We start from the raw sequence: 22,652 nt of genomic DNA on the forward strand, positions 1-22,652 counted from the left end.
AAGCGACCCATCCCATGCTTACGCGATACGTCGCGAGTTCACATGTTTTTTCAGCATGGTGAGGTATTTAGAGGAGTAAGTGCTCTTCAGCCGTTGCTGCTCCGCCGCGGTGAGAGCCTGCCTGACCGTGGTCGACTCGTTGATCTTCGCCGTGAAGTTGACCCCGCCGTGCGCCCAGTTCAGCCACGCGGCCAGCAGTTCGCTCTCCAGCTTGATCTTCCCGGTGAGCTTGGTCTTCGCGGCGGGCCGCAGCACCCGGTAGGCCGTACCCGGCGTGGCGGCGCGGGTCAGCTCGGGGAAGACCTTGCTGGCCTTCGCGACCAGCCGCAGATAACAGCCGAGCGTCCCGTCCGTCAGTTCCCCCTTGCCCCGGGTCATCTCCGTGGCCCACCGGGCCGCGGTCAGGGTCTTCTTCGCCGTGCCCCGGGTGCAGACGGCCGGCGCGGCGGCGGTTGCGGCGGGGGTGGCGGTCACGGTCACGGTGACCGTCACCGTGGGCAGCGGGATCGGGGCGGGGTCGGCCGGCGCCGGGGTGTCCGCCGGATCGGGCTCCGGCGACGGGCCGGAGCTCGGGTCCGGGTCCGGAGCCGGGTCGTCCAAGCCGGGCTGCTGGGTGGCGGGTGGCGAGGGGGCACGGCCGGTGAGCGCGCCGTACAGGTCGAGGCGGGGGGTGGTCACCCCGTCGTAGACGACGGGACGGCCCGCCGCGGTGAGCTTGCCGACGAGTGCGTCCGGGGCGTCGCCCGGGGACTTCTGGGCCAGCGCCGCCAGCGCGCCCGTGACGTGCGGGGTCGACATCGAGGTCCCGCTGTAGACCGCCGTCGCTCCGCCCGGTACCGAGGAGTCGATCTCGACGCCCGGGGCGAAGAGGTCGAGCACGGACCCGCGATTGGACCACTCGGGGATGCGGTCGCCGTCGTCGGTCGCCCCCACGGTCACCGCGCTGGAGACGCATCCCGGAGCGCCGGCCCCGGCGAACCCCTCGTTCCCGGCGGCGGCGACGGTCACCACGCCCTTGGCGCGGAGGGCTTCGATCTTCTCCTTCATCGGCCCGACCTCGGCCTCGCCGTCGCACGCCCCGTCGTAGAGGCCGCCGCCGAGGCTCATGTTCACCGCGACCAGGCCGGGGTGGGTGTCCTTCAGCCTGGCGACGTGGTCGAGGGCGAGCAGGATCGTGGACTCGTAGGCGCTCAGGCAGGCTCCCCCCTCGTCGCAGTCGTCGATGCGGCTGAACACCTGGACGGCCGCGATCTCCGCGCCGGGCGCGACGGCGTGCGCGATGCCCGCCACATGGGTGCCGTGGTCGCACAGGTTGACGGAGCCGTTCACGCACGCGGGGGTCTCCGCGTCGGCGGAGCCCGGGCCGGTCTGCGTCTCTCCGCCGCCGGGGCACAGCGATTTCGCACCGTCGTCCGTCGCGGAGAAACAGGCCTCCTCGACGACCTTGCCGTTCAGCGCGGGGTGGTCCCGGTCGATCCCGGTGTCGATGACCGCGATCATCTTGCCCTCGCCGGTGGTCCCCTCCGCCTGGGCCCGGTCGGCACCGATCAGGGTCAGGCCCGAGGCCAGCGAGACGGGGGAGTAGGTGCGGTCCCGGCGGACCGAGACGACCCGGGGGTCGGCGGCCAGCGCGGCCAGGGACTCGCCCGTGCCGTCGACCACGATGAACGAGGTGTCCGGCGGCTGGAGGACGACCTCGGCACCGGGCAGTTCCCGCGCCTCGCCCGCGACCGGTACGGCCTCCGCGGGGGTGGTCACCTCGACGATGACCCGGGCGCCGTCCCCGTCGGCGGCGAGCCCGGGTTCCAACTTGGGTGCCGGTGCCGGTGGCTCGGTGGGCGGCGGCGTCGTCACGGGTGCCGGTGGCTCGGTGGGGGCCGGCGTCGTCACGGAGGCTGGAGGGTCCTGGGCGACGGCCGGAGGAGGCGCGGACGGGGTGTCGGCGGACGCGGGAACACCGGGGGCGATCGTGCACACGATCGCCAGGGCCACGAGGGCTCGAAGTCGCACACGTCCTCCGGGGGATCAAACGGGCGATTCGGAGTCTAAGCAGCCTTTTGTCGCGAGTGAATAGCTTGATCCGGATTATCAGGATCTTTTCACAAACGGCTCGGCCCCCCGCGGCGTGACGCACACGGAGGGCCGAGTGATCGAAATATTAGTTGAGGCCGTTTGCGATCGCACTGATGAGTTCACCGTTGGCGGTGTCGCCGCTGGTCTCCCAGAAGAACGCGCCGCCCAGCCCCTGGTTCTTGGCGTAGGTCATCTTGCCGGCGATGGTGGCGGGGGTGTCGTAGCTCCACCACTGGCCGTTGCAGAAGCCGTAGGCGGTGCCGCCGACGGTGCCGGTGGCCGGGCACTTGGTCTTGAGGACCTTGTAGTCCTCGATGCCGGCCTCGTAGGTGCCCGGGGCCGCGCCGGTGGCGGTGCCGCCCGGAGCCGCCTGCGTCACGCCGGCCCAGCCTCGGCCGTAGAAGCCGATGCCGAGGAGCAGCTTGCTCGCGGGGATGCCCTTGGACTTCAGCTTCTGGATCGCGGCGTCGGAGTTGAAGCCGGCCTTGGGGATGCCGGTGTAGGAGGTGAGGGGGGAGTGCGGAGCGGTCGGGCCGGTGGCGTCCCAGGCGCCGAAGAAGTCGTAGGTCATCGGCATGAACCAGTTGAGGTTCGAGGCCGCGCCGGCGTAGTCGGCGACATCGATCTTGCCGCCGCTGGAGCCGTCGGCGGTGATCGCCGCGGTGACCAGGGCGTTGGCGCCGAACTTGGCACGCAGCGCCGAGATCACGTTCTTGAACGCGTTCGGGCCGCTGCTGTCACAGGTGAGACCGCAGGCGTTGGGGTACTCCCAGTCGACGTCGATGCCGTCGAAGACGTCGGCCCAGCGCGGGTCCTCCACCAGGTTGTAGCAGGAGTCGGCGAACGCGGCGGGGTTGGCCGCGGCCTGGGTGAAGCCGCCCGACCAGGTCCAGCCGCCGAAGGACCAGATCACCTTGAGGTTCGGGTAGGCCTTCTTCAGCTTGCGGAGCTGGTTGAAGTTGCCGCGCAGCGGCTGGTCCCAGGTGTCGGCCACGCCGTCGACGCTCTGGTCGGCGGTGTAGGCCTTCTCGTAGTCGGCGTAGGAGTCGCCGATCGCGCACCGGCCGCCCGCGGTGTTGCCGAAGGCGTACAGGATGTGCGTCAGCTTCGCCGCCGAACCGCTCGTGACCAGGTTCTTCACGTGGTAGTTGCGGCCGTAGACGCCCCACTCGGTGAAGTAGCCGACGACCTTCTTACCCGAGGGGCCGCCGGTCGGGGTGACGGTCGGCGTCGGGGTGGGGGTCGGAGTGACCGTGGGGGTGACGGTCGGGGTCGGGGTGGGCGTCGGTGTGGGGTTTCCGCCGCCGGTGCAGGCGGCGCCGTTGAGCGTGCAGTTCAGCACCCCGGTCAGCCCGCCGGGCGCGCCGTTGAAGCCGAAGCTGACGGAGGCTCCCGCCGCCACCGCTCCGTTCCAGGACTTGTTGACGAAGGTGTAGTGGCTGCCGCTCCTGGTGAGGTCGGCGTCCCACGCGGAGGGGATCGAGATGCCGGCGGGGAGATCGAACTCGACCTTCCAGCTCGTCAGGGCGCTGGTCCCCGCTTTCACGGTGACCTTCCCCTCGAAGCCGGAGCCCCAGTCGGTGACGGTGGCGTAGGCGGCGGTGGCCGGAGTGGCGGCTGTGGCACTGCTCATTCCCAAAGGGATGAGCAGCGCTGCGGCTGCGATCAGGGAGCCGATGGTGATTCGTCGCAAGGGTCGCTCCAGGTCAGAGAGTGCCGAGCCCCCGTATTCATAGGAAAGTTTCCTATTAATTTCTAAAGAGTAGATTCTCGTTTCCGGGCGGTCAATGGTCTTCCGAGCGCCGCCGGCCGGCCGTACGCCCGCCGTACCTTCGCCGGATGCGAAACGGGCCGGTCACGCGGTGCGTGACCGGCCCGCAGCCCTGCGGAACCGAGTGGAAAAACTTACTCCGCCCGGTTGACGGGCGACAGGGACGGCACGGCCGCGGCGGGCTCCTCCGCGACCGTCCGGGGCTCCTCCGCGGCAGTACCGGGCACCGTGCCGTCCACGGCCTCCCCGTTGGCGGCGTCCTCCAGGATCTGCTCCGCCTCCGCCTCGACGGCCGCGACCTCCGTGACGGGCACCTCCACGACGTTGTCGCCGGCATGCCTGAGCCAGACGGCGCCCAGCGGCGGGACACGCAGGCGAGCGGAGTACGGCAGGCCGTGGTGGGGCTCCTCCACCGCCGTCACGAGGCCGAGGTTGCCCACGCCGCTGCCCGCGTAGTCGTAGGCGTCGGTGTTGATCGCCTCGTCCCATGAGCCGCCGAAGGGCAGGCCGAGGTGGTAGTCCTCGTGCGGCGAACCGGAGAAGTTGACCACGCAGGCCACTGCCGAGCCGTCCGGGGCCCGCCGGATGAAGGAGAACACGTTGCCCGCCGCGTCGTCGGCGTCGATCCAGCGGAAACCGTCGGGAGAGGCGTCGAGACTCCACAGGGCCGGAGTCTCGCGGTAGACCCGGTTGAGGTCGCGGACCAGCCGCTGGACCCCCTTGTGCCCGTCGAAGTCGAGCACCCACCAGTCGAGCCCGCGCTCCTCCGACCACTCCGAACCCTGGCCGAACTCCCCGCCCATGAACAGCAGCTGCTTGCCGGGGTGGGCCCACATGAAGGCGAACAGCGCGCGCAGGTTCGCGAACCGCTGCCACTCGTCGCCCGGCATCTTGCCGAGCAGCGACCCCTTGCCGTGCACCACCTCGTCGTGCGACAGCGGCAGCACGAAGTTCTCCGAGTAGGCGTACATCAGGGAGAACGTCATCTGATGGTGGTGGTACTGCCGGAAGACCGGCTCGTGCTTGAGGTAGGCCAGGGTGTCGTGCATCCAGCCCATGTTCCACTTGAAACCGAAGCCCAGCCCGCCCAGGTGCACCGGCCGGGAGACCCCCGGCCAGGCGGTCGACTCCTCGGCGATCGTGACGATCCCCGGCTGGTCCCGGTAGGCGACCGCGTTCATCTCCTTCAGGAACGCCACCGCGTCGAGGTTCTCCCGCCCGCCGTACTCGTTGGGCGTCCACTCGCCCTCACGCCGCGAGTAGTCGAGATAGAGCATCGAGGCGACCGCGTCCACCCGCAGCCCGTCGATGTGGAACTCACGCAGCCAGTACGTCGCGTTGGCGACCAGGAAGTTGCGCACCTCCCGGCGGCCGAAGTCGAAGATGTAGGTGCCCCATTCGGGATGCTCGCCCCGCGCCGGGTCGGCGTGTTCGTACAGCGGCGTCCCGTCGAACCTGGCCAGCGCCCAGTCGTCCATCGGGAAGTGCGCGGGCACCCAGTCGACCACCACGCCGATGCCCGCCCCGTGCAGCCGGTCCACCAGGTGACGGAACTCGTCCGGGCTGCCGAACCGGGCCGTCGGCGCGTAGTAGGACGTCACCTGGTAGCCCCAGGAGCCGCCGAACGGGTGCTCGGCCACCGGCATGAGCTCCACGTGCGTGAACCCCATGTCCACCACGTAGTCGACCAGCTGGTCCGCCAGCTCCAGGTAGGACAGGCCCGGCCGCCACGAGCCCAGATGCACCTCGTAGGTGCTCATCGGCCGGCCCAGCGCGTTGTGGTCCGTGCGCTCCCGCAGCCACGCGTCGTCCTGCCAGTCGTAGGAGGAGCGCTCGATCACCGACGCGGTCGCGGGCGGGACCTCGGTCCGCCGGGCCATGGGATCGGCCTTCGCCCGCCAGACCCCGTCCGCGCCGAGAACCTGGAACTTGTAACGGTCGCCCGCGCCCAGGGCGGGGATGAAGAGCTCCCAGACGCCGGAGCTGCCGAGCGAGCGCATGGGGTACGCGGTGCCGTCCCAGTGGTTGAAGTCGCCGATCACCCGGACGCCGCGCGCGTTGGGCGCCCACACGGCGAAGGCCGTGCCGTCCACGTCCTCGTGCCGCATCACCCGCGCGCCGAGCACCTCCCACAGCCGTTCGTGGCGCCCCTCGCCGATCAGGTGCAGATCCACCTCACCCAGCGTGGGCCAGTGCCGGTAGGGGTCCCCCGTCTCGTACGGCTCCGCCCCGGGGTAGGTCACCCGCAGGCGGTAGTCGGGGATCTTGTCCAGGTCGGGGATCGTCACCGCGAACACCCCGTGGGCGACATGTTTCATGTCGTATTCCCGGCCGTCCGCGAGGACCTGGACCTTCTTGGCCAGGGGCCGGAGCGCCCTGACTGTCACGCCGCCCCGCCCGGAATGTGCTCCCAGGATCGAGTGCGGGTCGTGGTGTGCCCCACCCGCGAGGCGCTCCAGGTCCAAGTGCGCGTTCATGGATTACTCCCGTTGATCGGTATCCCCTAACCCTGCCCTATCCGGGCGCTCCATCCCATGCCCCTGTCCACTATCACCATGCGTGTCGTGAAAAGTGCAGAGAAGCGAGCGGCGAAATCGTGATTGTCAGCCCTTGCCGCTTACGGAAATACTGTCGCCGATCCATTGATCACATAGAGGACGGCGATGCATTCCTTCCCCCCACCACCCCGTACCCTGCGGCCCGTGCGCGGGTTCGCCACCGCGGCGGTGGTGACCCTGGGGGTCGCCGCCCTCGCCGACACCGTCTGGACGCTCGGTGGACCAGGCCTCGAGGTGCTGCTGCTCAGGGCGTCCGAGGACGGCTTCCTGACCGGCTGGGATGATCTGCCGGTGGTCGTGCTGCTCCTCCTGCGGCCCTTCGCCTACCTCGTCGGCGGGACCGCCTTCCTTGCCTGGCTCTTCCGGGCACGGGCGAACGCCGAGACGCTGAGCCAGGCCCGGCACCGCTGGTTCCGGGTCCTCATCGTGCTGGGCTGGTTCCTCCCGGTCGTCAACTGGTGGATCCCCAAGCAGATCGTGGACGACGTCTGGGTGTCGTCCAGGCCCGGCGGCGTGCGCGGCGAGCACATCGGCGGGGAGACGCACTCCTGGCTGGTCTGGGCCTGGTGGGTGTCCTGGCTGCTGGGGATCTGGGTGCTGCCGCCGCTCTCCGGGGCGCTCATGGCGATGAGAGGGCGGGCCCTCTCTCGCGGCACACTCGGGTTCGAGCTCTGCGTCCTCGCCCCCACACTGCTCGCGGCGGTCCTCGCGATCCTGGTGGTGCTGCGGATCACCGGGTATCAGGAGGGCCGTCGCGCGTGGGTCGACGCGGGTCCTCCGCTGTGACGTCACGGAAGTGATCCCGTGACGTCGCGGAAGCCCTGCCCGTGAGTCAGTACGGGTTCTTCGCCGTGACGTCGCGGGGGGTGATCCGGAAGCCCTGCCAGTGGGTCGGCATGGGGTCGGCGTCCTCGTCGCGGGCGACGTGGTGGAAGCCGACGTTGACCCAGAGCACGGGATCGGCGAGCCGCTCGCCGTTGACGTAGCGGTCGACGGACGTGGCGCAGCCGGGTGCCGGGTTGACGGTGGCCAGGCGCTCACACGAGCGGTACTGGGTGACGTAGACGTCGGCGCGGGTGAAGGTCTCGCCGGCCGGGCCGCGATACTCCGCGCTGTCGGAGTTGTTGATCTCCCAGGAGACGGGGTGCCCGTCGGCGTTGCGCACCCCTCTGTCCAGCACCCGCCACCACCGCATCCGGCTGTTGACGGCCTTGGTCTCGGTGGTGAAGGCCGTCCGCTTCAGGCTCCGCTTGGCCGTACCGGACCCGGTGAAGTCGTACTGCTCGACGACGTCGCCCGCCTCGCCCTGGATGTCGAAGTCGAGGCGCCAGAAGATGTTGTGGCTGTGGCTCTCCTCGAAGGCCGTGCTGCCCACGCCGATCGGCCAGCCGTGCTCGGGCGCGGTGGTGGTCCCCGCCAGCGAGCCGGTCGCGCCCGCGCGGGGGGTGATCGCCCCGTCGTCGGAGAAGGCCCACTCGGCCAGGTAGGTGTACCAGCCCACCTGGAAGGCGGCGAACACCACCAGGTCACGGCCCTGCGCCGAGCTGTTCGGCCCGTCGAAGCCGGACTTGAGATAGGCGTGGCCGCGCGCCCGGGTCGTCACGCAGACGTACTGCCCCCGGCGCTCGCCCCCGGGGCAGTCGGCGGCCTGCAACGGGACGGCGGCCTGGCCGAGGGCGCCGATGTCGTGGTAGCGGGGATTGCCGCTGTCGTAGGGCACGTGGATCTGGGCCAGTGCGGTGCTGCGCAGCACGCTGACCGGGCGGCTGCCCTTGGGCGTGTAGACGACCTTGGTGAGCGTCAGCCCCTCGACGGTGCGCATCTCCCAGCAGAGCTGCCAGCGTGCGCCGTTCGGCAGGGTCTTGTCGACCCGGTACGGCGCGCTGCACGGAGCCTGCGGTGCCCGTACGGCCGGCGCCCGTCCGGCTTGCGTCGGCCCGGCGGGCGTCGGTGCGGCGGGTACGGGCGGGACGGGCAGAGGACGCGCGGCGGGCACCGGGGCGATGGCCTGTCCTGAGACCGGGGCGAGGGCCTGTCCTGAGGCTGCGGCCGAGGGACGCGCGGCAGGAGTGGCGTGCGCGGTGGCGGGGGCGCCGACGAGCGGGAAAAGAGAAAGGGAGAGCAGGGAGAGAGCCAGGCGCGGGAACACGGTCACCACTCCAGGGTGTAGATCTTCTTGGCGGACAGGTCGACGGCGATCCGGCTGGTGTCCAGCCAGGTGGCACCGGGGAGGCGGACGAACAGCCGCACGCACCGGTGGGTCCGGCACGCCGCACCCCCGCCCTCCTGACCGGGGACGAAGATCAGCCCCCGCAGTCCCAGGTCGGCGGCGGACCGCAACCGCCCGCCGCCGGAGGCCCTGGTGTAGGACTCGCGCACGCCCCTGCCGTACAACGGGTCGGCCAGCAGCAGCTCGGCGGCCCTGACCTCCTCCGCGGGGGAGGGCGGCGGCTGCACCCCCCGCGTCGCGGTCTCCTCCACGACCTTGCCCTGGGCGAGGTCCACGGTCCGCACGATCAGCTTGTCGCCGGCGTAGTCGTACAGGTAGGCGTCGGCCCGCCGCCGCTGCTCGGCGTCCTTGTCGTCGTCACGCTCGACGTAGAGCAGGTCGACCTGCCCGGTGGTCATGTGCGCCCGCAGAGTGGCCGACGCGATGGTGGTCGCCCGCGCGACCTCCGCGCCGGTCAGCGGATCCCCGGGGGCGGGTGCTCTCGGGGCGACCCCGGCCGCCTGCGACCCCTGTCCGGCGGACAGCAGGAACGCCGCCCCGGCGGCGACGGCCACCCCCGCCCCTGCGAGCGCCATCATGATCTGCCGTCGCCCCACGAGCACCTCTTTACCGATTGTTGACCTATGATCGCGCATTGTAGTCGCGCCGTAACGATTGGTCATCCCGAACGGGTAATCGGTGGGATTCCACTGCGGCGGTGGAGGCGGCTGTGCGGTGGGCCGGTGGCGGCGGTGACCGTGCGACGAGCCGGCTGCGGTCGAACGGCGAATCGGCGGCGGTCGAACGGCGAGCCGGTGATGGCTGAACGGCAGCCGGCGGCTCGCTCCGACTGAAGAAAAATCATGCCGATCTCATCTGAAATGCCAGAACCGCCTCCTCTTTCACGAAGATTCGTCACACTCTGCATGTCGTCATGTACGGAGCGATTTCACCCATCCGCTCCGGCCCTGTGCCGGACCGGGACCGGCGAGCTCCGCGCACGGCGGCCACCGGGCTGTTTCCGCCGAACCAAGGAGAAGACGTGTCCTCGACGACAAGCACCGCGCCAGGCCGTACCCGCCGGATATCCATGGTGTCGGGCGTCCTGCTGGCGCTCCTGGCCGCCGTCGGCCTGGCGGGCCCGCAGCCCGCCGCCGCCGACGACACCACGATCACCATCGGGCAGCCCGGACACATCACGCTCACCGCGCCCAAGACCGTCGCCCCCGGCGACGAGGCCCTGCTGGACCTCAACTACACCAACACCTCGGGCCGGGCGATCGGGGCGGCTTCGCTGACGATCACCTTCGCGCCGGAGGCCGACAGCAGCCTCGACGCGGGCAGCCTCTCCTGGTGGTCGCCCGACCCGGAGGGCCACACGCAGACCGTCACCGGCGACGGCGTGACTCGCACCGTCACCGTCGGCTGGAGCTCCTTCGACCCGGGCGACACGAACCGCACCGTCGTCTATCTCCCCTTCAAGAACACCGCGTCCGGTTCCGTCCCGCTGCACGCCACCCTGACCGAGAACTTCGACGACGGGCCCGTCCCCACCGACCTCGGCGACCTGACGATCAACACCATCCCGCCCGCGGCCGACCTCGCCGTCTCGCTGAACGCCTCGCCCAAGAACCTGGGCGTCCTCTACGCCACCTTCACCGCGACCGTCAAGAACCAGGGCCCCGCCGCCGCGACCGCGGCACGCCTGCGCTTCACCTACCCGAAGGGCTTCGCCCAGCCGAGCGCTCCGGGCTGCACCGTCAACACCTCGGCCCGCACCGCCACCTGTGACCTCGGCGCCCTCCCCGCGGGCGGCTCGGTGACCAGGACGCTGGGCCTGCACACCCAACTCCTCACCATCAGCAACCACCTCACCGTCACGGCCGCCCGCCTCGACAGCACCCCGGCCGATCCCCAGCCTGCCAACGACACCGCCTCCGCCACCTGCTCCGCCATCACGGGCCTACTCGTCCGCTGCTGACCCGCCGCCGCCGTGGCCCCGGCGCATCCGCCGCACCCGGGGCCACGGCGGCATTGATCGGAACGCACCTGACGACCGTGTTCCGGAGATCGGTGTGTGACACGGGTCGCTTCCGCCAACCGATTCCTTTTCCCGACCCTGGCTGTCATATCGGCAACAACGCAGCAATGCGGCGTCGATGACGGAACGCGAGAAAGGGAACACCATGCCGGAAACCACCGAGGACATGCAGGTCGCGCAGCCGGACGAGCAGGTCAAGGCGCTGGAACGGTTGATCGGCTCCTGGCGTGTGAGCGGCGGCGCGGAGGGCACGGTCACCTTCCGCCGACTGGAGGGAGGATTCTTCCTGATCCAGGACATTGAGCTGGAACAGTACGGCCGGCGCATCACCGGCTTCGAAGTGATCGGCCGGGAGAAGCCCTTCGGCGCGGACAGGGCCGGCGAGGACATCAAGTCCCGCTTCTACGACAGCCAGGGCAACACCTTCGACTACGTCTACGAACTCGACGGCGACACCCTGACCATCTGGGGTGGCGAGAAGGGTTCTCCGGCGTACTACCGGGGCACCTTCAGCGCCGACGGCGGCACCGTCTCCGGCGCCTGGGTCTATCCGGGCGGCGGAGGCTACGACTCCGCCATGACCAGGATCAACTGAGCCGCGCGGCCCGCCGGTGAGGCGGGCGGGGTGTCTCCATGCGGGCAGCCCGTCCGCCCACCGTCCCGCCGGAGGAAAGTCCCCGTCCCCGGCCCGCCAGGGGTTGTCACGGGTCACACCCGGCGCCGGCCGGGCCGTTTGCATGCTACGGGTGCCGCGACGCCGGCCCCGGGAAATCAACTTCACATGGGCGGTATCGCGCTCATGGCCGCGAAAGATCTGAGACGGCGGCCTCGGAAATTCGGCCAGCGAAGTTCTGGATTGTCGGCGTCCGGCATCGTGGTGATCTCAATTCGGTCCCCTCTGCCGGCTCTTGACGTCTTCATCGAGCTCATTTGCTCTACCTTTCATCCTAGAAGTTTGAAATGGCATTTCCTTTATGGCATCACGCTCATTCGCCGCTCTGATCGCTGCCGTGTTGTTATCGTCAACGTGCCCCTCCACCTTTGACGTTATTTTTGCACTCCCATTTTTGCCTACCAGGGGATCGCTATTCAGCAATTCTTTGGAAGGGGTGTTCGACGCACCATCTCCGCCCCTGTTTTTACCCCACTTCATTTGCAGGGTGTGGCCGCGGTTCGGCTGGATGTTTCCGCCGAATCTGACAGGACCGGTGCGGGAGATGGTGGGGCCGGTGGCCGGGAGCGGGCCCCCACCGGAGGGGAACCGCAGCCGTTCCAGGACGTTCTGGAGCGGCTTGGTCACCAGCCGCCGGAAGATGCCGGCGATGGTGGTGTTGGCGCCGTGACTGGCTTCGTTCAGGACCAGTCCCGCTCTCTGGCGGCCTTGAAGGATTACGGCGGTCGCCTGTGCGGGGCCGAGAGGGCCTCCGGACAGGGATTTCACATAGGCGGACACGGCGGTGGAGACGGCTATGGCGATGACCGCGGTCTGGGCGCTGGTCACCACTTTGGCCGCGCCGTTGAGCACTGCGGGGATGTGCTGGGTGGCGGCACTGGTCTGGGCCAGGAGCTCTCGGGTGTGGGCGGAATGACGGCCCAGGGCGTCGGCGGCGTCACCGGTGTAGGCCGGTCCGCTCTGCCCGGCCGATCCGATGGTGCGGTCGATCGTGGCCAGGGTGTGGGTGGCGGCCTGGTCGGTGCCGGCCTGCCGGCCGGCGTGCTCGGCGCCGCCACGCTGCATGCCGTCCGTGTCGATGCGGGGGACGCTTACCCCCATGGCGTTGAGTATCGGCTGCAGTCCGTGCGGCTCGGTGATCGTCATGGCCGCTCCTCCAGTCGCCGGGCGGCCTGCCAGTTGGCGGTCTCGGCGTCCCGGGAGCGGCCGACGGCGGTGTTCAGGTCGTCGCCGGTCTGAAGGACCAACGCGGCGAGGCGTTGCCGTACCTCGGTCAACGGGCAGTCGTCGAGTTCGGCGACGAAGCCACGGATCAGGCTGGTGTCACCCCAGGAGTCACCGCTCAGGCCCTGACCTGTGCCGGCGTGCGTCCGGTAGTCCTCGCCATGGAGTGCGATCTCGCGGGAGGACCCCTCCACCCCGCTGTGGTCCAGGTACAGCTCTGCGCTCATGCCGCCAACGTTAACGCGATCATCACGGGATCGGTCGCCTTCGCTCGATTTAAGGATCTACCATCGTGATTCGGTCATCGGCCCCGTACCGGACCGGCCGCTTGACGGACGTTGAACCGCTGGGAGTCCGACGAATGACACCTTGGCCCGAGGATGACCACGAGCTGCTCGAACAGATCTTGAAGCAGTCGAGGGAGGCGATGGGGAGGCTTCAGGAGGCGGAGGCGGCTGTCCGCCGCGTCGTCGGGGAGGGCCGGGGTGCGAACGACCTCATCCGGGTCGCCTCCGACGGGCGGGGCGGCATCACCGAGGTTCGGTTCGATCCCCGTGTGATGCGGCTCGGCCGTTCAGCCCTCGGCAAGGAGGTGGTGGCCGCGCTCCAGCAGGCCCAGTCCGACGCGGAGCGCCAGACGCAAGAGATAGTGGGCGTGGCTCTGGACGGCACCGCGACCCTGCCGGAGCCGTTGGATGCGACGTTTGTCCGTGAACGGGTGGAGCAAGTGGCCCGTGAGCTCCTGAAGGGTGAATCCTGATCCCATGGACTCTGGTTACGTCCCCGACGAAGACCTGGAACAGACCGCTCGCCAGGCCGATGCGATGGTGGCATGGCTCGAAGGGGCACAGGCCGGGATGGACGAGATCGTCGGTGTGGGCGAAGGGGCGTCCGGTCAGGTCAGGGCGGAGGTCGCCGCGGACGGGAAGGTGCTCGACGTCACGTTCGGACCTCGGTCCCTCCGGCTGGACAGCGCGACGCTGGCCGAGGAGGTGCTGTCGGCCGTCCAGCAGGCGCAGCGAGACGCCGGGCGGAAGGCGGATGACCTGATGCGGGAGGCGCTGGACGGCTTCGACCCCGCTGAGGCCAGGGCCACGCTCGATCGCATCTCACAGTCCCGCTGGTGAACGACCTCCTGTTTCACGGAGCCAGGAAGGCATCGTGTGCTCATATCCGCCATAGGGCCCAATCCCGGGTGGCATCCCCGATCCGTGCGAACCGGAAAGAGGCGGCGACCTCAAATGGATATCCATGCCGGACGGGTGTGACTCTTCTGTAGGAACCTGTCCACCCAGCTCAGCCAATCACCGAGTCCGATGCGGTGCCGCCGTCTGCGGGTAGCTCACGGGCCGTGCCGGGTCAGCTCTGGTGGCGCTTGGTTTGGGCCAGGGCCGCGATCACTTCGATGGTGCGGTCCTGTTCATCCGGGCTGCCGAAGGGTGCGGCGAAGAAGTCGGTCACTCCTGCGTCCTGAAGCCGTCGAAGTTGGCGTTCGACTTGGGTTTCGTCCCCCACGATGACGACATCCTGGGGACCGGCGGCCCCTTCCCGGTCCAGGACCGCCCGATACTCAGGGACCTGGCCGGCCAGACCGAACTGTTCGGCGATCCGCCCGCGAACACCGTGTTCGTCGTCGGTCACGCTGACCAGCAGCCCGGCGACTACGCGCGGCGACGGGCGGCCCGCGGCCTCGGCGGCCTTGGTGATCGAGGGCACGATGTGGTCGGCCAGGGTCCGGGGGCCGGTCATCCAGGTCACGGTCCCATCGGCGAGCTCTCCGGCCAGGCGCAGCATCGCAGGAGCCAGAGCGGCCAGCAGCACCGGCGGCGGCGTCGTACCCGCGACACCCACCTGGCCCGCGGCCGTCAGGGTCTCGCCTTGGTGGGAGACCGCCTCGCCCCGCAGCAGCGGACCCAGGACCGACAGGTACTCGCGCATCCGAGCGGCGGGGCGATCGGCGGGCAGGCCGTACATGTCGGTGACCATCATCGAGATCCCCGCCCCGATGCCCAGGGTGAGCCGGTTGCCTGTGGCCGCCTGGACGCTCAGCGCCTGACTGGCCAGGACGAGGGGGTGGCGCTGCGGAACAGGCACGACCGCCGTCCCCAGCTCGATCTCCGGCACCTGGACACCAGCCACCGCCAAGGCGGTCAGAGCGTCCCAACCGAATGCCTGAGACGCCCATGCGCCGCTCAACCCGCGTTCGGCGGCACTGCGAACCTGGCCGACGAGCTCCGCAGCCGTCACCGGTCCCCGCAGATCGCCAACTGCCAACCCGATCCTCATCCTGCCGCTCCTCTCACATACGGAGAATGTCTCCGCTTAGGTTCGGCTAGAGTACGGAGAACTTCTCCGCTTATCAACCCGGGGGCATCCATGAAGAGCAGTCCTGGGGACGGTCGTCGTCCACAGCGCGCCGACGCCCGCGATAACCGTGAGCGGCTCCTCCAGGCGGCACGGGCCGTGTTCACCGAACAAGGCCCCCATGCCTCACTTAACAAGATCGCCCAACGGGCGGGCGTCGGACCTGGCACGCTTTACCGCCACTTCCCCAACCTGCAAGCCCTCCTGGTCGCGATCATTGGCGGCGACGTCGAGGCCCTCTGCTCCCAAGGCCGTGAACTGCTGGAACATCCGTCCCCAGACGAGGCGCTGCGCATTTGGCTACGTGCCATCGCCCGCCACGCGACCGCCATGCGGGGTCTGGTCGCGACCCAGATGATCGCCCAGCCCACCCCTGAGACCAGCACCGCCTTGGCCGCCTGCCACCACATGATCCACGCCACCGGAACCGCCCTACTTGGCCGCGCTCAACACCACGGCAACTCCCCTGCGCAGCTCGACATAGCCGACCTCCTCATGCTCGCCAACGCCATCGCCTGGGCCAGCGAGCAGACCCCCGCAGACACTGGTCTCCTTGACCGCCTCCTGGCTCTGATCAACATCGGCGTTCCCCACCCCCCACCGTCATGATCCGCGGCAAGAAGGTGCAGCTCTTCTGTAGAGGCCCTGTGAGCCGGGCGAACCAGTCCCTGTAGAAGAGCTGCACCCATGCCGGACGGCAAGCGCGTTCGAGGGTCTTCTCGGTTGAGCGGCGGATCCTGCAGCTGAGGAATTTCCTGCCGGCCTCCATGCTGCAAGTGCTCATGGGCTATGGGGAGCCTGAGTGGCCGACCGCGCCCTGACGGACGGCCCGCCAACCGGCAGATCCATCACGTACAACGAGATCTTCATCTTCCGTTTCGACGGCGGCTGAATCGCTGAGATCTGGGGGTCGTCCGACGCCGCGTGTGACAGGGCTCGAAGGCTCGACCCCGACGGAAAAGAGCATTCGAGGAACCCTTCGACCGACAGCTGGCAACTGATGGCACTTCTTCAGGCCGACACGAAACAGGCGGACCCCGACCCTTCATACACCTGAGGACGGTCGGGCTCCCGCCACGGAGGCGAGCCCGTCGGGGCGCGGACGCTCGCCGGACGGGCCGGGACATCAGCGGGGGAGGCGCCAGCGGGCCCAGACGGCCTTGCCGGGGCGGTCGGGGAACGGGGTGACGCCGTAGTCGTCGGCGAGGGCTTCGACGATGGCCAGGCCGCGGCCGTGGACGGCTTCGATGCCGAGGTCGAGGCGGCGCGGTAGATCGAGGCCGCGGTCGCCGACCTCGACACGGAGTTCGCCGTCTCCGGTCCGCAGGGCGAGTCCGACCACCGGTTCGCCGTAGCCGATCGCGTTGGCGAGCAGCTCTCCGGCCACCAGGACCACGTCGTCGGCGAGGTCCGGCAGCTTCCACGCGGTGAGGGTCTCGTTCACCAGAGCGCGGGCCTTGCCGACGACCGACAGGTCGTGCGGCAGTTGCCAGCAGACGGTCTGCGCGCCGTCCGGGGTCTCGGGCATCGGGGCTCCCAGGGGTGTCTGCTGCGGTCGGCGGAGCGCGGGACGAGCATTCAGGGCATTGGAGGCCGGCGCCTGTTCGGCTTGGCGGATGAGGTCGCGCAGTTCGGCGGTGGTGCGGGCGCATACGAGGAGGGGGCCGGGCGCGGGCCAGGCGGCGACGGCGTAGAAGCGTCGCGCGCCCACGCCGTACCAGACGGCCCAGGTGGGTTCCAGCCGATCCAGCTGCTCGGCGGACGCCCGGTCGGCGACATCCCATTCCGCCGGGCGGACCTGTATGGCGGGCAGCCCCCGCCGGTGCCGCCCATTCCGCCATGCCCCGTTCACACCGTCACCTCCTTCCCGTACGGCCCGCGCGCATCGGACGGGGGCCGGGTGCCGGGTGGCCGGCCGTGCCGATACGGGCCGGTGGCCGGGGTCGCGGGCCGTTCCAGCCGCCGGTGTCTGCCGGGGGAGAGGATCGGGGGTTCGGGCCGGTGCGGTGGCGGGGTGCCGGGGCCGGGCGGCGGGAGGCTGGGCCGGTATGGCGGGCGGGGTGGGGATTCGGGCCGGTGCGGCGGGGTGCCGGGGTGGGCGGGGCGGGGCGGTGTCACGGCCGGTGGACGGCCGCCCAGGCCGAGGCGGCGCCGTACGGACATCCGGGCGTGGACCTGGGCGGTGGTGGGCTGGTGCCAGTCGTGGTGGGTGCGGTGCGGCAGGCTCGCGGCCTCGTGGGCGTACGGCGGGTGCCCGCACCAGCGGCAGCCGAGCGGCATGGGCGGCCGATCTGCGTGCCAGCGGACCCGGATGGGGCGGAAACCTTTATGGTGGTGCATCGGATCGGACCTCCTGTGTCCGGTCAAGGGGCTCGCCTGGCCTGTGATGCCGTGGCGGGCCCCGTTTTCGTGTGGGATCTGCGGAGCGCGTGCCGGGTGTCCGCCCCGTCACCTCTCGGTGCGCGCTCGAACCGCTCGGTGGCTTTCGTCAGTGTTCGTACGGCTGACGCGCAGGTGACATCTCTGTTGCTTCGCACCACGCGTACGTCCCGGTGGATCACGCATTTCCACGACCCCGTCGCCCATTTTTCGTCCCTTTAATCCGGACATTTACCGTGATTTTTGCGAGGGCTCTATAAGAGTCTTGTCGGCGGTCACGAGAGGGCCCGTTCGGTGGCCCAACGGGCTGCCGAAGCCCTTTCACAGAGTGCTCCCGACCGGCTACGTTGTGCAGTAGAAGTCGAGGCACATCAGTGCGACAGTTTGTAGCGGAGCTGTGCCATCAGTGTGCCCGGACGGTGTCCCCCCGTCGGACGGAGCAAAAATGTCCGCATCTTCCGAGTTTGACCCCACGATGAAGCCGCTGGTCTTCTTCGGTGCTGAAATATGCAGGCGCCGAAAAGCGGCCAATCTAACGCAAGAATGCTTAGCTGAAATAACACAGTTCAGCAGGAGCCTGTTGGGCTTCATCGAGAGAGGTGAGCGCACGCCGAGCCGTAACTTCGCGCAGCGCTGCGACGACGCCCTGAAGGCGGGCGGAGAGCTCGTCCGCCTCTGGGAGCACGCCACCCGGGACGCCAGCCCCCGGTGGTTCCGGGGCTGGCTGGACGTCGAGCAGGAGGCGCGCGCCCTGCACACCTGGCAGCCGCTCGTCGTGCCGGGCCTTCTCCAGACCGAGGAGTACGCACGGGCGGTCATCCGTGGCGAGCCCGGCATCTCGGAGCGGCAGGTGGAGCGGGCCGTCGCCGCCCGCATGGAGCGGCAGGAGATCTTCACCCGCGCCGACCCGCCGCTGTTCCGCGCGGTGCTGGACGAAGGTGTCCTGCATCGGCCCATCGGCGGCCGGGAGGTCATGCGTCGCCAGCTCGAACGCCTCGCGGAGGCGGTGGAGTCCCCGCGGATCGGCATCCAGATCGTCCCGCTGGAGCTGGGCATGACGACGGGAATCCTCGGCGGCTTCGTGATCGCCCAGCTTCCCGGAAGCCCGGACACGGTCTACATCGATTCCGCGACCAACGGGCACGTGACAAATCGCCTGGAAGATGTCGAAGTTATACAGAGCAGATATGACGCCCTGCGAGCTGAGGCGCAGCCTCGGCATGCGTCCATCGCGTTGATCAGAGAGGCGGAGAAGCTGTGGACCTGAACGAGGAACTGAAGACCGCGGCCTGGCGCAAGGCCACCAAGAGCGGGTCCAACCAGGGCGACTGCCTTGAGGTGGCTCCGCTGTCGGGTGGCCGGGTCGGTCTTCGTGACACCGAGGCCCCCGAGCAGGCGCCCTTCGTGGTGAGCGCCAGTGTCTGGGACGCCTTCGTCGACGGAGCCAAGAAGGGCGAGTTCGACTTCTAACCCAACCTCAGGAAGCAAGGAAAGCCCCTGGCCGCAGGGGCTTTCCTTGAATCACACGCTAGTGCTCTGACCGCATAGCTTGGCGGTTGTGGCGGTTGGATGTGCGGTGACGCCCATTCGACCGCTGGAGGCGCGGTGGCTGAGCCTGTCCGTGTGCGCAGCCTGACCGACCAGGAGGGGCAGAAGCTGCAGCAGATCGTACGGCGGGGCAGCACGAGTTCGGTGCGCTATCGGCGCGCGATGATGCTGCCGGCCTCGGCCGGCGGCACCGAAGCCGAGCAGGCCCGGTTCTTCGCGGAGGTCGCCAACCACGTCACCTACCCCTACAGCCCGCCCGACCGGAGCGGTGACGCCATCGCGCACTGGGCGCTCGCCGACTCCTGGCGCCCGCCGAGCCGAGGTAGTCAGCGGGCACACCCGCAAAGTCGAACTGCAAACGGGCAGCCTGGAACAGCACGGCCGCGTCCTGATCGCTGAGGACGTCGCGCTGGAGCGGCCGGTGGTACGGATCTCGCGGGTCGCGCTCCGTGGAGAACGTCTGCTGCGCGGCCTGCGGTGGGCGTCGTCCCAGGTGACGTCGAAGGCGTGGGCGAGCCTTCAGCGCGGCCACGCTCGCGTCAGGGTGTCGCGAAGCTCCGCCACTGTCGTAGATCCCAGCTGGCTACCGAGAACTTGTTCCAGGTCACGAAGAATTCCTAGGGCGACGTCACGACGCTGGCAGCCCGCATCGGTCAGCCGGATGAGGGTGCTGCGCGGAAACCCGGGCCCCGGTGTGCTGGTCAGGAGGCCTTCGTCGATGAGCTGCGTGACGGCACGGTGCATCGTCTGGCGGGTGACGCCGGCACGGCGGGCCAGTTCGGCGATGCTCAGGGACGTGTCGTGATTCAGGTGCGCGAGCACGGTCGTGTGCGCCGGCGTCACGAGGGCCACTCCCGCGGCGTCCAGGCGCGCCACGAGCTCGTCGGAGAACCATCTGACGCCTCGTTGCATGAGTGCGGGCAGCGGCAGGTATGCCTCCGAGGAATCTTCAGCCGTCATGGTTCGCGGGTCTCCTCGCTCGTGAGATGTCGTCCCTGTGTCAGCTAAGCTAACGCAGGGAGCGTGGTTGCATGACAGGCTATGACGTCGACGTCCTCGTGGCAGGGGCCGGTCCAGTGGGGCTGATGGCGGCATCAGCGCTGGCACGGTCGGGGGTGTCGGTTCGCTTGGTGGATGCTGCGGCTGGCCCGGCGACGACCAGCCGTGCGCTGGGTTGCCATGCCCGGAGCCTGGAGATCTACGACCAACTCGGGATTCTCGGCGAGATCGCGCCGCACGGAACGCGGATCAACACGTTCGTCATCCATCAGGACGGTCGTTCGAATCGGCTCGATTTCAACTTCGCCGGCCTGCCGACGCGCTTCCCGTACATGTTCAACGTCGATCAGGTGATCATCGAACGCGTCCTTAGAGGACATGCCGCGTCGGCCGGGGTCGCGGTGGAGTGGCACACGAGGCTGGAGTCGTTCCAGCACGACGACGACGCCGTCACGGCCGTGCTGCGCAGCGGCGACGGCGCCGGAGCGGCCAAGGAGACCGTGCGCGCACGGTACCTGTGGGGCTGTGACGGCGGACACTCGACCGTCCGCAAGACCCTCCAGCTCCCCTTGACGGGTGAACCCGCCCACACGTGGCTGATCGCCGATGCGATCGTGCACACCGATGTGGACATCGATGGCGTGCACTGGCTGTTCCCGCCGGGCGGCACGCTGATGCTGTTCCCGTTCCCCGAGCCGGGCAAGTGGCGGCTGCTGGACACGACCGGCGAAGGGCAGCCGGAGAACCCCGAGCAGATCGCCCGCCAGTTCAGCACCAAGCTGTCACAGGCCCTGCGGCGCGACACCGTCGTGGACAGTCCCAGCTGGACGTCGAAGTTCACCATCCAGCAGCGCGCGGTCCCCGCGATGCACGTCGGACGGTGCTTCGTCTCGGGAGACGCGGCCCATGTCCACTCCCCGGCGTCCGGACAGGGCCTCAACACCGGCATCCAGGACGCGTACAACCTGGCATGGAAGCTGGCCATGGTCATTCACGGCCACGCCGATGCCACGCTGCTCGACACCTACGACGCCGAGCGCGTGCCCATCGGCCAGGCCCTGCTCGCCTCCACCGGCGAGGTCATGAACACCGTCATGGTCGACACGACTCACGACACCCAAGGCTCCACGCACTCCGTGGACACCGCTCGTGGCTTCCAGCGCCAGCTCATCCGGAACATGTCGGGTCTGGCCATCTCCTACCCTGACAGCCCTCTGACGGTGGCCGGCGACGAACCGGGGGAGGGTCCGCGACCCGGCGAGCGACTCACACAGCTCTCAGCTGCCGACGCCCAGTCACCCGGCTGGACAATCCTGCGGGCGGAACTCAGGTCGCCTGCCTGGCACCTGCTCGTCTTCACCGGGAGCGAGGACACCACCGGGCAGGATCACCTCACCGCCGAGACCGGGGCGCTACCGGCCTGGGTGGGCACCGTGACGATCAGCCGGGAGCGCCCGGACGACGACCACGGCGTGTGGGACCCCGACGGCCGGGTCCACGACACACTGGCCGCGACCGACGGGGACTGGATCCTCGTCCGCCCCGACGGCTACCTCAGCGCCCGTGGCACCGGAGGCACCAGCCTCCGCGCCGCCCTGAACCGGCTGACGAGCCTCCACACGCCGGAGTCGGCACGCGCGTGATCAACGGATACCGCCCTCCGGGTCGCAGGGAGCACGCAGGGCAGGTGGATTCGGTGGGGCTCCGCCGCGGCACGATGCTGCGGCGAAGCCCCCGGACACAAGGAAAGAGATTCGGATGACCGAGAACGATCTGCCCCTCAACTGGGGACGCTGGGGTGACACCGACGAGATCGGTGCGCTGAACCTCATCGACGACGCGGCACGGTCACGCGCCGCGGCCGAAGTACACGACGCGACCTCGGTGAGCCTTGCGCGTCCCACTACCCCCATACCGCTCACCACCGGCCTCGCGCCCGTTGGGAGTCCCGCCACGATGCCTGCACCCGTCATGCAGGTCGTGAACTTCAACGGAGCCCGACCCATGGCCCTCACGGACTCCTTGCTCATCAACACGCACAACGCCGGACTGACGCACTTCGACGCGCTCTCTCACATTCCTGTCGGCGACAAGGTCTATCCCGGCGTCCCGCTGCAGGACGCCATCACACCAACCGGGGTACGTCACGCCTCCGCTGACCACGCCGCTGGGGGCATCGTCACGCGGGGCGTCCTCCTGGACCTGGCCCCCGATGGCGGGAGTCTCGACGCGGACTACCGCGTCAGCGGAACAGACCTCGACGCGGCGCTCGACCGAGCAGGTACGTCGGTGCACCCAGGCGACGCGATCGTCGTCCGCGGTGGCTGGGACGTGAACCAGCCCATGACGCAGCCCGTACCAGGGCTGGACCTCAGCGCCGTCGACTGGCTGGACGAGCACGGTGCGGCCCTCTATATCGGTGACATCAGCGACGCCCGCCCACCGAGCTTCCCGATGCCGATGCATCAGGTCGCACTGGCACGGCTCGGTCTGCCGCTGGTGGACGCCGCCGACCTCGACGACCTCGCCGACCGGTGCGCCTCCCTGCAGCGGTGGAGCTTCATGCTCGTTCTCGCGCCGCCTCGCATCACGGGCACCACGGGGCTCGCGGTCAATCCGATCGCGATCTTCTGATCGCGAACCGAGCTCAGGTCCACCGCGGATCCCTCTGAGTGCGTGGCCGTCCATTGACACAGACTCTGCGCCCGACAGGTCGTCCGGACGAGTCGCCGCCCGTCGGATCCGCAAGGTAGATCTGCACGCTTGTCGGCGGCTCCGTGAAGGCACATCTTTCGCCCCGCTGGTCACCCGCG

The 22,652-nt window shown here is 69.3% G+C and carries 22 protein-coding genes; 11 read left to right on the forward strand and 11 right to left on the reverse strand.

Annotated elements, in window-relative coordinates; all coding sequences use genetic code 11:
- Positions 1 to 18: 18 nt before the first annotated feature.
- From OHA77_RS27400 to glgB, 3 genes are all read right to left on the reverse strand, one after another.
- Positions 19 to 2,010 (reverse strand): S8 family peptidase, encoded by a 1,992-nt coding sequence (locus tag OHA77_RS27400; RefSeq protein WP_406312308.1) that lies wholly within the window; start codon positions 2,008 to 2,010, stop codon positions 19 to 21.
- 148 nt (positions 2,011 to 2,158) lie between these two features.
- Complete coding sequence (locus OHA77_RS27405) at positions 2,159 to 3,766, reverse strand: glycosyl hydrolase family 18 protein (RefSeq protein ID WP_406312309.1); 1,608 nt, start codon at positions 3,764 to 3,766, stop codon at positions 2,159 to 2,161.
- A 212-nt stretch (positions 3,767 to 3,978) separates the two neighbouring features.
- Entirely contained in the window at positions 3,979 to 6,321 is a 2,343-nt protein-coding gene (glgB, locus tag OHA77_RS27410) for a 1,4-alpha-glucan branching protein GlgB (RefSeq protein WP_406312310.1), read from the reverse strand.
- 225 nt (positions 6,322 to 6,546) lie between these two features.
- Here glgB and OHA77_RS27415 point away from each other — a divergent pair, with 225 nt between their 5' ends.
- Positions 6,547 to 7,188, forward strand: a complete 642-nt coding sequence (locus tag OHA77_RS27415) for a DUF4328 domain-containing protein (protein ID WP_406312311.1) — start codon at positions 6,547 to 6,549, stop codon at positions 7,186 to 7,188.
- A 46-nt stretch (positions 7,189 to 7,234) separates the two neighbouring features.
- Here the strand turns inward: OHA77_RS27415 and OHA77_RS27420 are convergent, their stop codons facing one another.
- Complete coding sequence (locus tag OHA77_RS27420; protein WP_406312312.1) at positions 7,235 to 8,557, reverse strand: copper amine oxidase; 1,323 nt, start codon at positions 8,555 to 8,557, stop codon at positions 7,235 to 7,237.
- On the reverse strand, positions 8,554 to 9,228 hold the full coding sequence (locus OHA77_RS27425; RefSeq protein ID WP_406312313.1) for a hypothetical protein: 675 nt from the start codon (positions 9,226 to 9,228) through the stop codon (positions 8,554 to 8,556). Before OHA77_RS27425 ends, OHA77_RS27420 begins: the two co-directional genes overlap by 4 nt.
- Before the next feature lie 425 nt (positions 9,229 to 9,653).
- Between OHA77_RS27425 and OHA77_RS27430 the strand changes: the two genes are divergently transcribed.
- A complete protein-coding gene (locus tag OHA77_RS27430) occupies positions 9,654 to 10,592 on the forward strand; it encodes a hypothetical protein (protein ID WP_406312314.1) in 939 nt (312 codons plus the stop codon).
- 205 nt (positions 10,593 to 10,797) lie between these two features.
- On the forward strand, positions 10,798 to 11,247 hold the full coding sequence (locus OHA77_RS27435) for a hypothetical protein (protein ID WP_406312315.1): 450 nt from the start codon (positions 10,798 to 10,800) through the stop codon (positions 11,245 to 11,247).
- A gap of 288 nt (positions 11,248 to 11,535) precedes the next feature.
- Here the strand turns inward: OHA77_RS27435 and OHA77_RS27440 are convergent, their stop codons facing one another.
- Complete coding sequence (locus OHA77_RS27440) at positions 11,536 to 12,471, reverse strand: hypothetical protein (RefSeq protein WP_406312316.1); 936 nt, start codon at positions 12,469 to 12,471, stop codon at positions 11,536 to 11,538.
- Entirely contained in the window at positions 12,468 to 12,776 is a 309-nt protein-coding gene (locus OHA77_RS27445) for a hypothetical protein (protein WP_406312317.1), read from the reverse strand. Before OHA77_RS27445 ends, OHA77_RS27440 begins: the two co-directional genes overlap by 4 nt.
- 101 nt (positions 12,777 to 12,877) lie before the next feature.
- Here OHA77_RS27445 and OHA77_RS27450 point away from each other — a divergent pair, with 101 nt between their 5' ends.
- On the forward strand, positions 12,878 to 13,309 hold the full coding sequence (locus OHA77_RS27450; RefSeq protein WP_406312318.1) for a YbaB/EbfC family nucleoid-associated protein: 432 nt from the start codon (positions 12,878 to 12,880) through the stop codon (positions 13,307 to 13,309).
- A 4-nt stretch (positions 13,310 to 13,313) separates the two neighbouring features.
- A complete protein-coding gene (locus OHA77_RS27455) occupies positions 13,314 to 13,676 on the forward strand; it encodes a YbaB/EbfC family nucleoid-associated protein (RefSeq protein ID WP_406312320.1) in 363 nt (120 codons plus the stop codon).
- Positions 13,677 to 13,908: 232 nt separating this feature from the next.
- Here the strand turns inward: OHA77_RS27455 and OHA77_RS27460 are convergent, their stop codons facing one another.
- Positions 13,909 to 14,835, reverse strand: a complete 927-nt coding sequence (locus tag OHA77_RS27460; RefSeq protein WP_406312321.1) for a TIGR03564 family F420-dependent LLM class oxidoreductase — start codon at positions 14,833 to 14,835, stop codon at positions 13,909 to 13,911.
- A 90-nt stretch (positions 14,836 to 14,925) separates the two neighbouring features.
- On the opposite strand from OHA77_RS27460, the gene OHA77_RS27465 reads away from it, so the two are divergent.
- On the forward strand, positions 14,926 to 15,522 hold the full coding sequence (locus tag OHA77_RS27465; RefSeq protein ID WP_406312322.1) for a TetR/AcrR family transcriptional regulator: 597 nt from the start codon (positions 14,926 to 14,928) through the stop codon (positions 15,520 to 15,522).
- 517 nt (positions 15,523 to 16,039) lie between these two features.
- Here the strand turns inward: OHA77_RS27465 and OHA77_RS27470 are convergent.
- Positions 16,040 to 16,765, reverse strand: coding sequence for an ATP-binding protein (locus tag OHA77_RS27470; protein WP_406312323.1), 726 nt, complete (start codon positions 16,763 to 16,765; stop codon positions 16,040 to 16,042).
- Positions 16,762 to 17,253 (reverse strand): hypothetical protein, encoded by a 492-nt coding sequence (locus tag OHA77_RS27475; RefSeq protein WP_406312324.1) that lies wholly within the window; start codon positions 17,251 to 17,253, stop codon positions 16,762 to 16,764. Before OHA77_RS27475 ends, OHA77_RS27470 begins: the two co-directional genes overlap by 4 nt.
- A 514-nt stretch (positions 17,254 to 17,767) precedes the next feature.
- Between OHA77_RS27475 and OHA77_RS27480 the strand changes: the two genes are divergently transcribed.
- The 3 genes from OHA77_RS27480 (at position 17,768) to OHA77_RS27490 (ending at position 19,239) form a co-directional block, all read left to right on the forward strand.
- Positions 17,768 to 18,559, forward strand: coding sequence for a helix-turn-helix domain-containing protein (locus tag OHA77_RS27480; protein WP_406319881.1), 792 nt, complete (start codon positions 17,768 to 17,770; stop codon positions 18,557 to 18,559).
- Positions 18,550 to 18,762, forward strand: coding sequence for a DUF397 domain-containing protein (locus OHA77_RS27485; RefSeq protein ID WP_406312325.1), 213 nt, complete (start codon positions 18,550 to 18,552; stop codon positions 18,760 to 18,762). Before OHA77_RS27480 ends, OHA77_RS27485 begins: the two co-directional genes overlap by 10 nt.
- Positions 18,763 to 18,897: 135 nt before the next feature.
- The gene (locus OHA77_RS27490; protein ID WP_406319973.1) at positions 18,898 to 19,239 is read left to right on the forward strand and encodes a hypothetical protein; all 342 of its coding nucleotides are present in this window, start codon (positions 18,898 to 18,900) and stop codon (positions 19,237 to 19,239) included.
- A 120-nt stretch (positions 19,240 to 19,359) separates the two neighbouring features.
- Here OHA77_RS27490 and OHA77_RS27495 read toward each other — a convergent pair whose 3' ends face one another.
- Entirely contained in the window at positions 19,360 to 19,800 is a 441-nt protein-coding gene (locus tag OHA77_RS27495) for a MarR family winged helix-turn-helix transcriptional regulator (RefSeq protein ID WP_406312326.1), read from the reverse strand.
- A 71-nt stretch (positions 19,801 to 19,871) separates the two neighbouring features.
- Here OHA77_RS27495 and OHA77_RS27500 point away from each other — a divergent pair, with 71 nt between their 5' ends.
- Entirely contained in the window at positions 19,872 to 21,482 is a 1,611-nt protein-coding gene (locus tag OHA77_RS27500; RefSeq protein ID WP_406312327.1) for an FAD-dependent monooxygenase, read from the forward strand.
- A 115-nt stretch (positions 21,483 to 21,597) separates the two neighbouring features.
- Positions 21,598 to 22,473: a cyclase family protein gene (locus OHA77_RS27505; protein WP_406312328.1), complete on the forward strand. Its 876-nt coding sequence runs from the start codon at positions 21,598 to 21,600 to the stop codon at positions 22,471 to 22,473.
- Positions 22,474 to 22,652 lie beyond the last annotated feature (179 nt).

The organism is Streptosporangium sp. NBC_01639 (assembly GCF_045209755.1).
In the GTDB taxonomy this organism is placed as follows: domain Bacteria; phylum Actinomycetota; class Actinomycetes; order Streptosporangiales; family Streptosporangiaceae; genus Streptosporangium.

Bases quoted from the DNA above. Each gene is read 5' to 3' on its own strand.
- glgB (WP_406312310.1), bottom strand. From the start codon at position 6,321: ATGAACGCGCACTTGGACCTGGAGCGCCTCGCGGGTGGGGCACACCAC.
- OHA77_RS27435 (WP_406312315.1), top strand. From the start codon at position 10,798: ATGCCGGAAACCACCGAGGACATGCAGGTCGCGCAGCCGGACGAGCAG.
- OHA77_RS27440 (WP_406312316.1), bottom strand. From the start codon at position 12,471: ATGACGATCACCGAGCCGCACGGACTGCAGCCGATACTCAACGCCATG.
- OHA77_RS27445 (WP_406312317.1), bottom strand. From the start codon at position 12,776: ATGAGCGCAGAGCTGTACCTGGACCACAGCGGGGTGGAGGGGTCCTCC.
- OHA77_RS27455 (WP_406312320.1), top strand. From the start codon at position 13,314: ATGGACTCTGGTTACGTCCCCGACGAAGACCTGGAACAGACCGCTCGC.
- OHA77_RS27460 (WP_406312321.1), bottom strand. From the start codon at position 14,835: ATGAGGATCGGGTTGGCAGTTGGCGATCTGCGGGGACCGGTGACGGCT.
- OHA77_RS27465 (WP_406312322.1), top strand. From the start codon at position 14,926: ATGAAGAGCAGTCCTGGGGACGGTCGTCGTCCACAGCGCGCCGACGCC.
- OHA77_RS27475 (WP_406312324.1), bottom strand. From the start codon at position 17,253: ATGCACCACCATAAAGGTTTCCGCCCCATCCGGGTCCGCTGGCACGCA.
- OHA77_RS27480 (WP_406319881.1), top strand. From the start codon at position 17,768: ATGAAGCCGCTGGTCTTCTTCGGTGCTGAAATATGCAGGCGCCGAAAA.
- OHA77_RS27495 (WP_406312326.1), bottom strand. From the start codon at position 19,800: ATGACGGCTGAAGATTCCTCGGAGGCATACCTGCCGCTGCCCGCACTC.
- OHA77_RS27500 (WP_406312327.1), top strand. From the start codon at position 19,872: ATGACAGGCTATGACGTCGACGTCCTCGTGGCAGGGGCCGGTCCAGTG.
- OHA77_RS27505 (WP_406312328.1), top strand. From the start codon at position 21,598: ATGACCGAGAACGATCTGCCCCTCAACTGGGGACGCTGGGGTGACACC.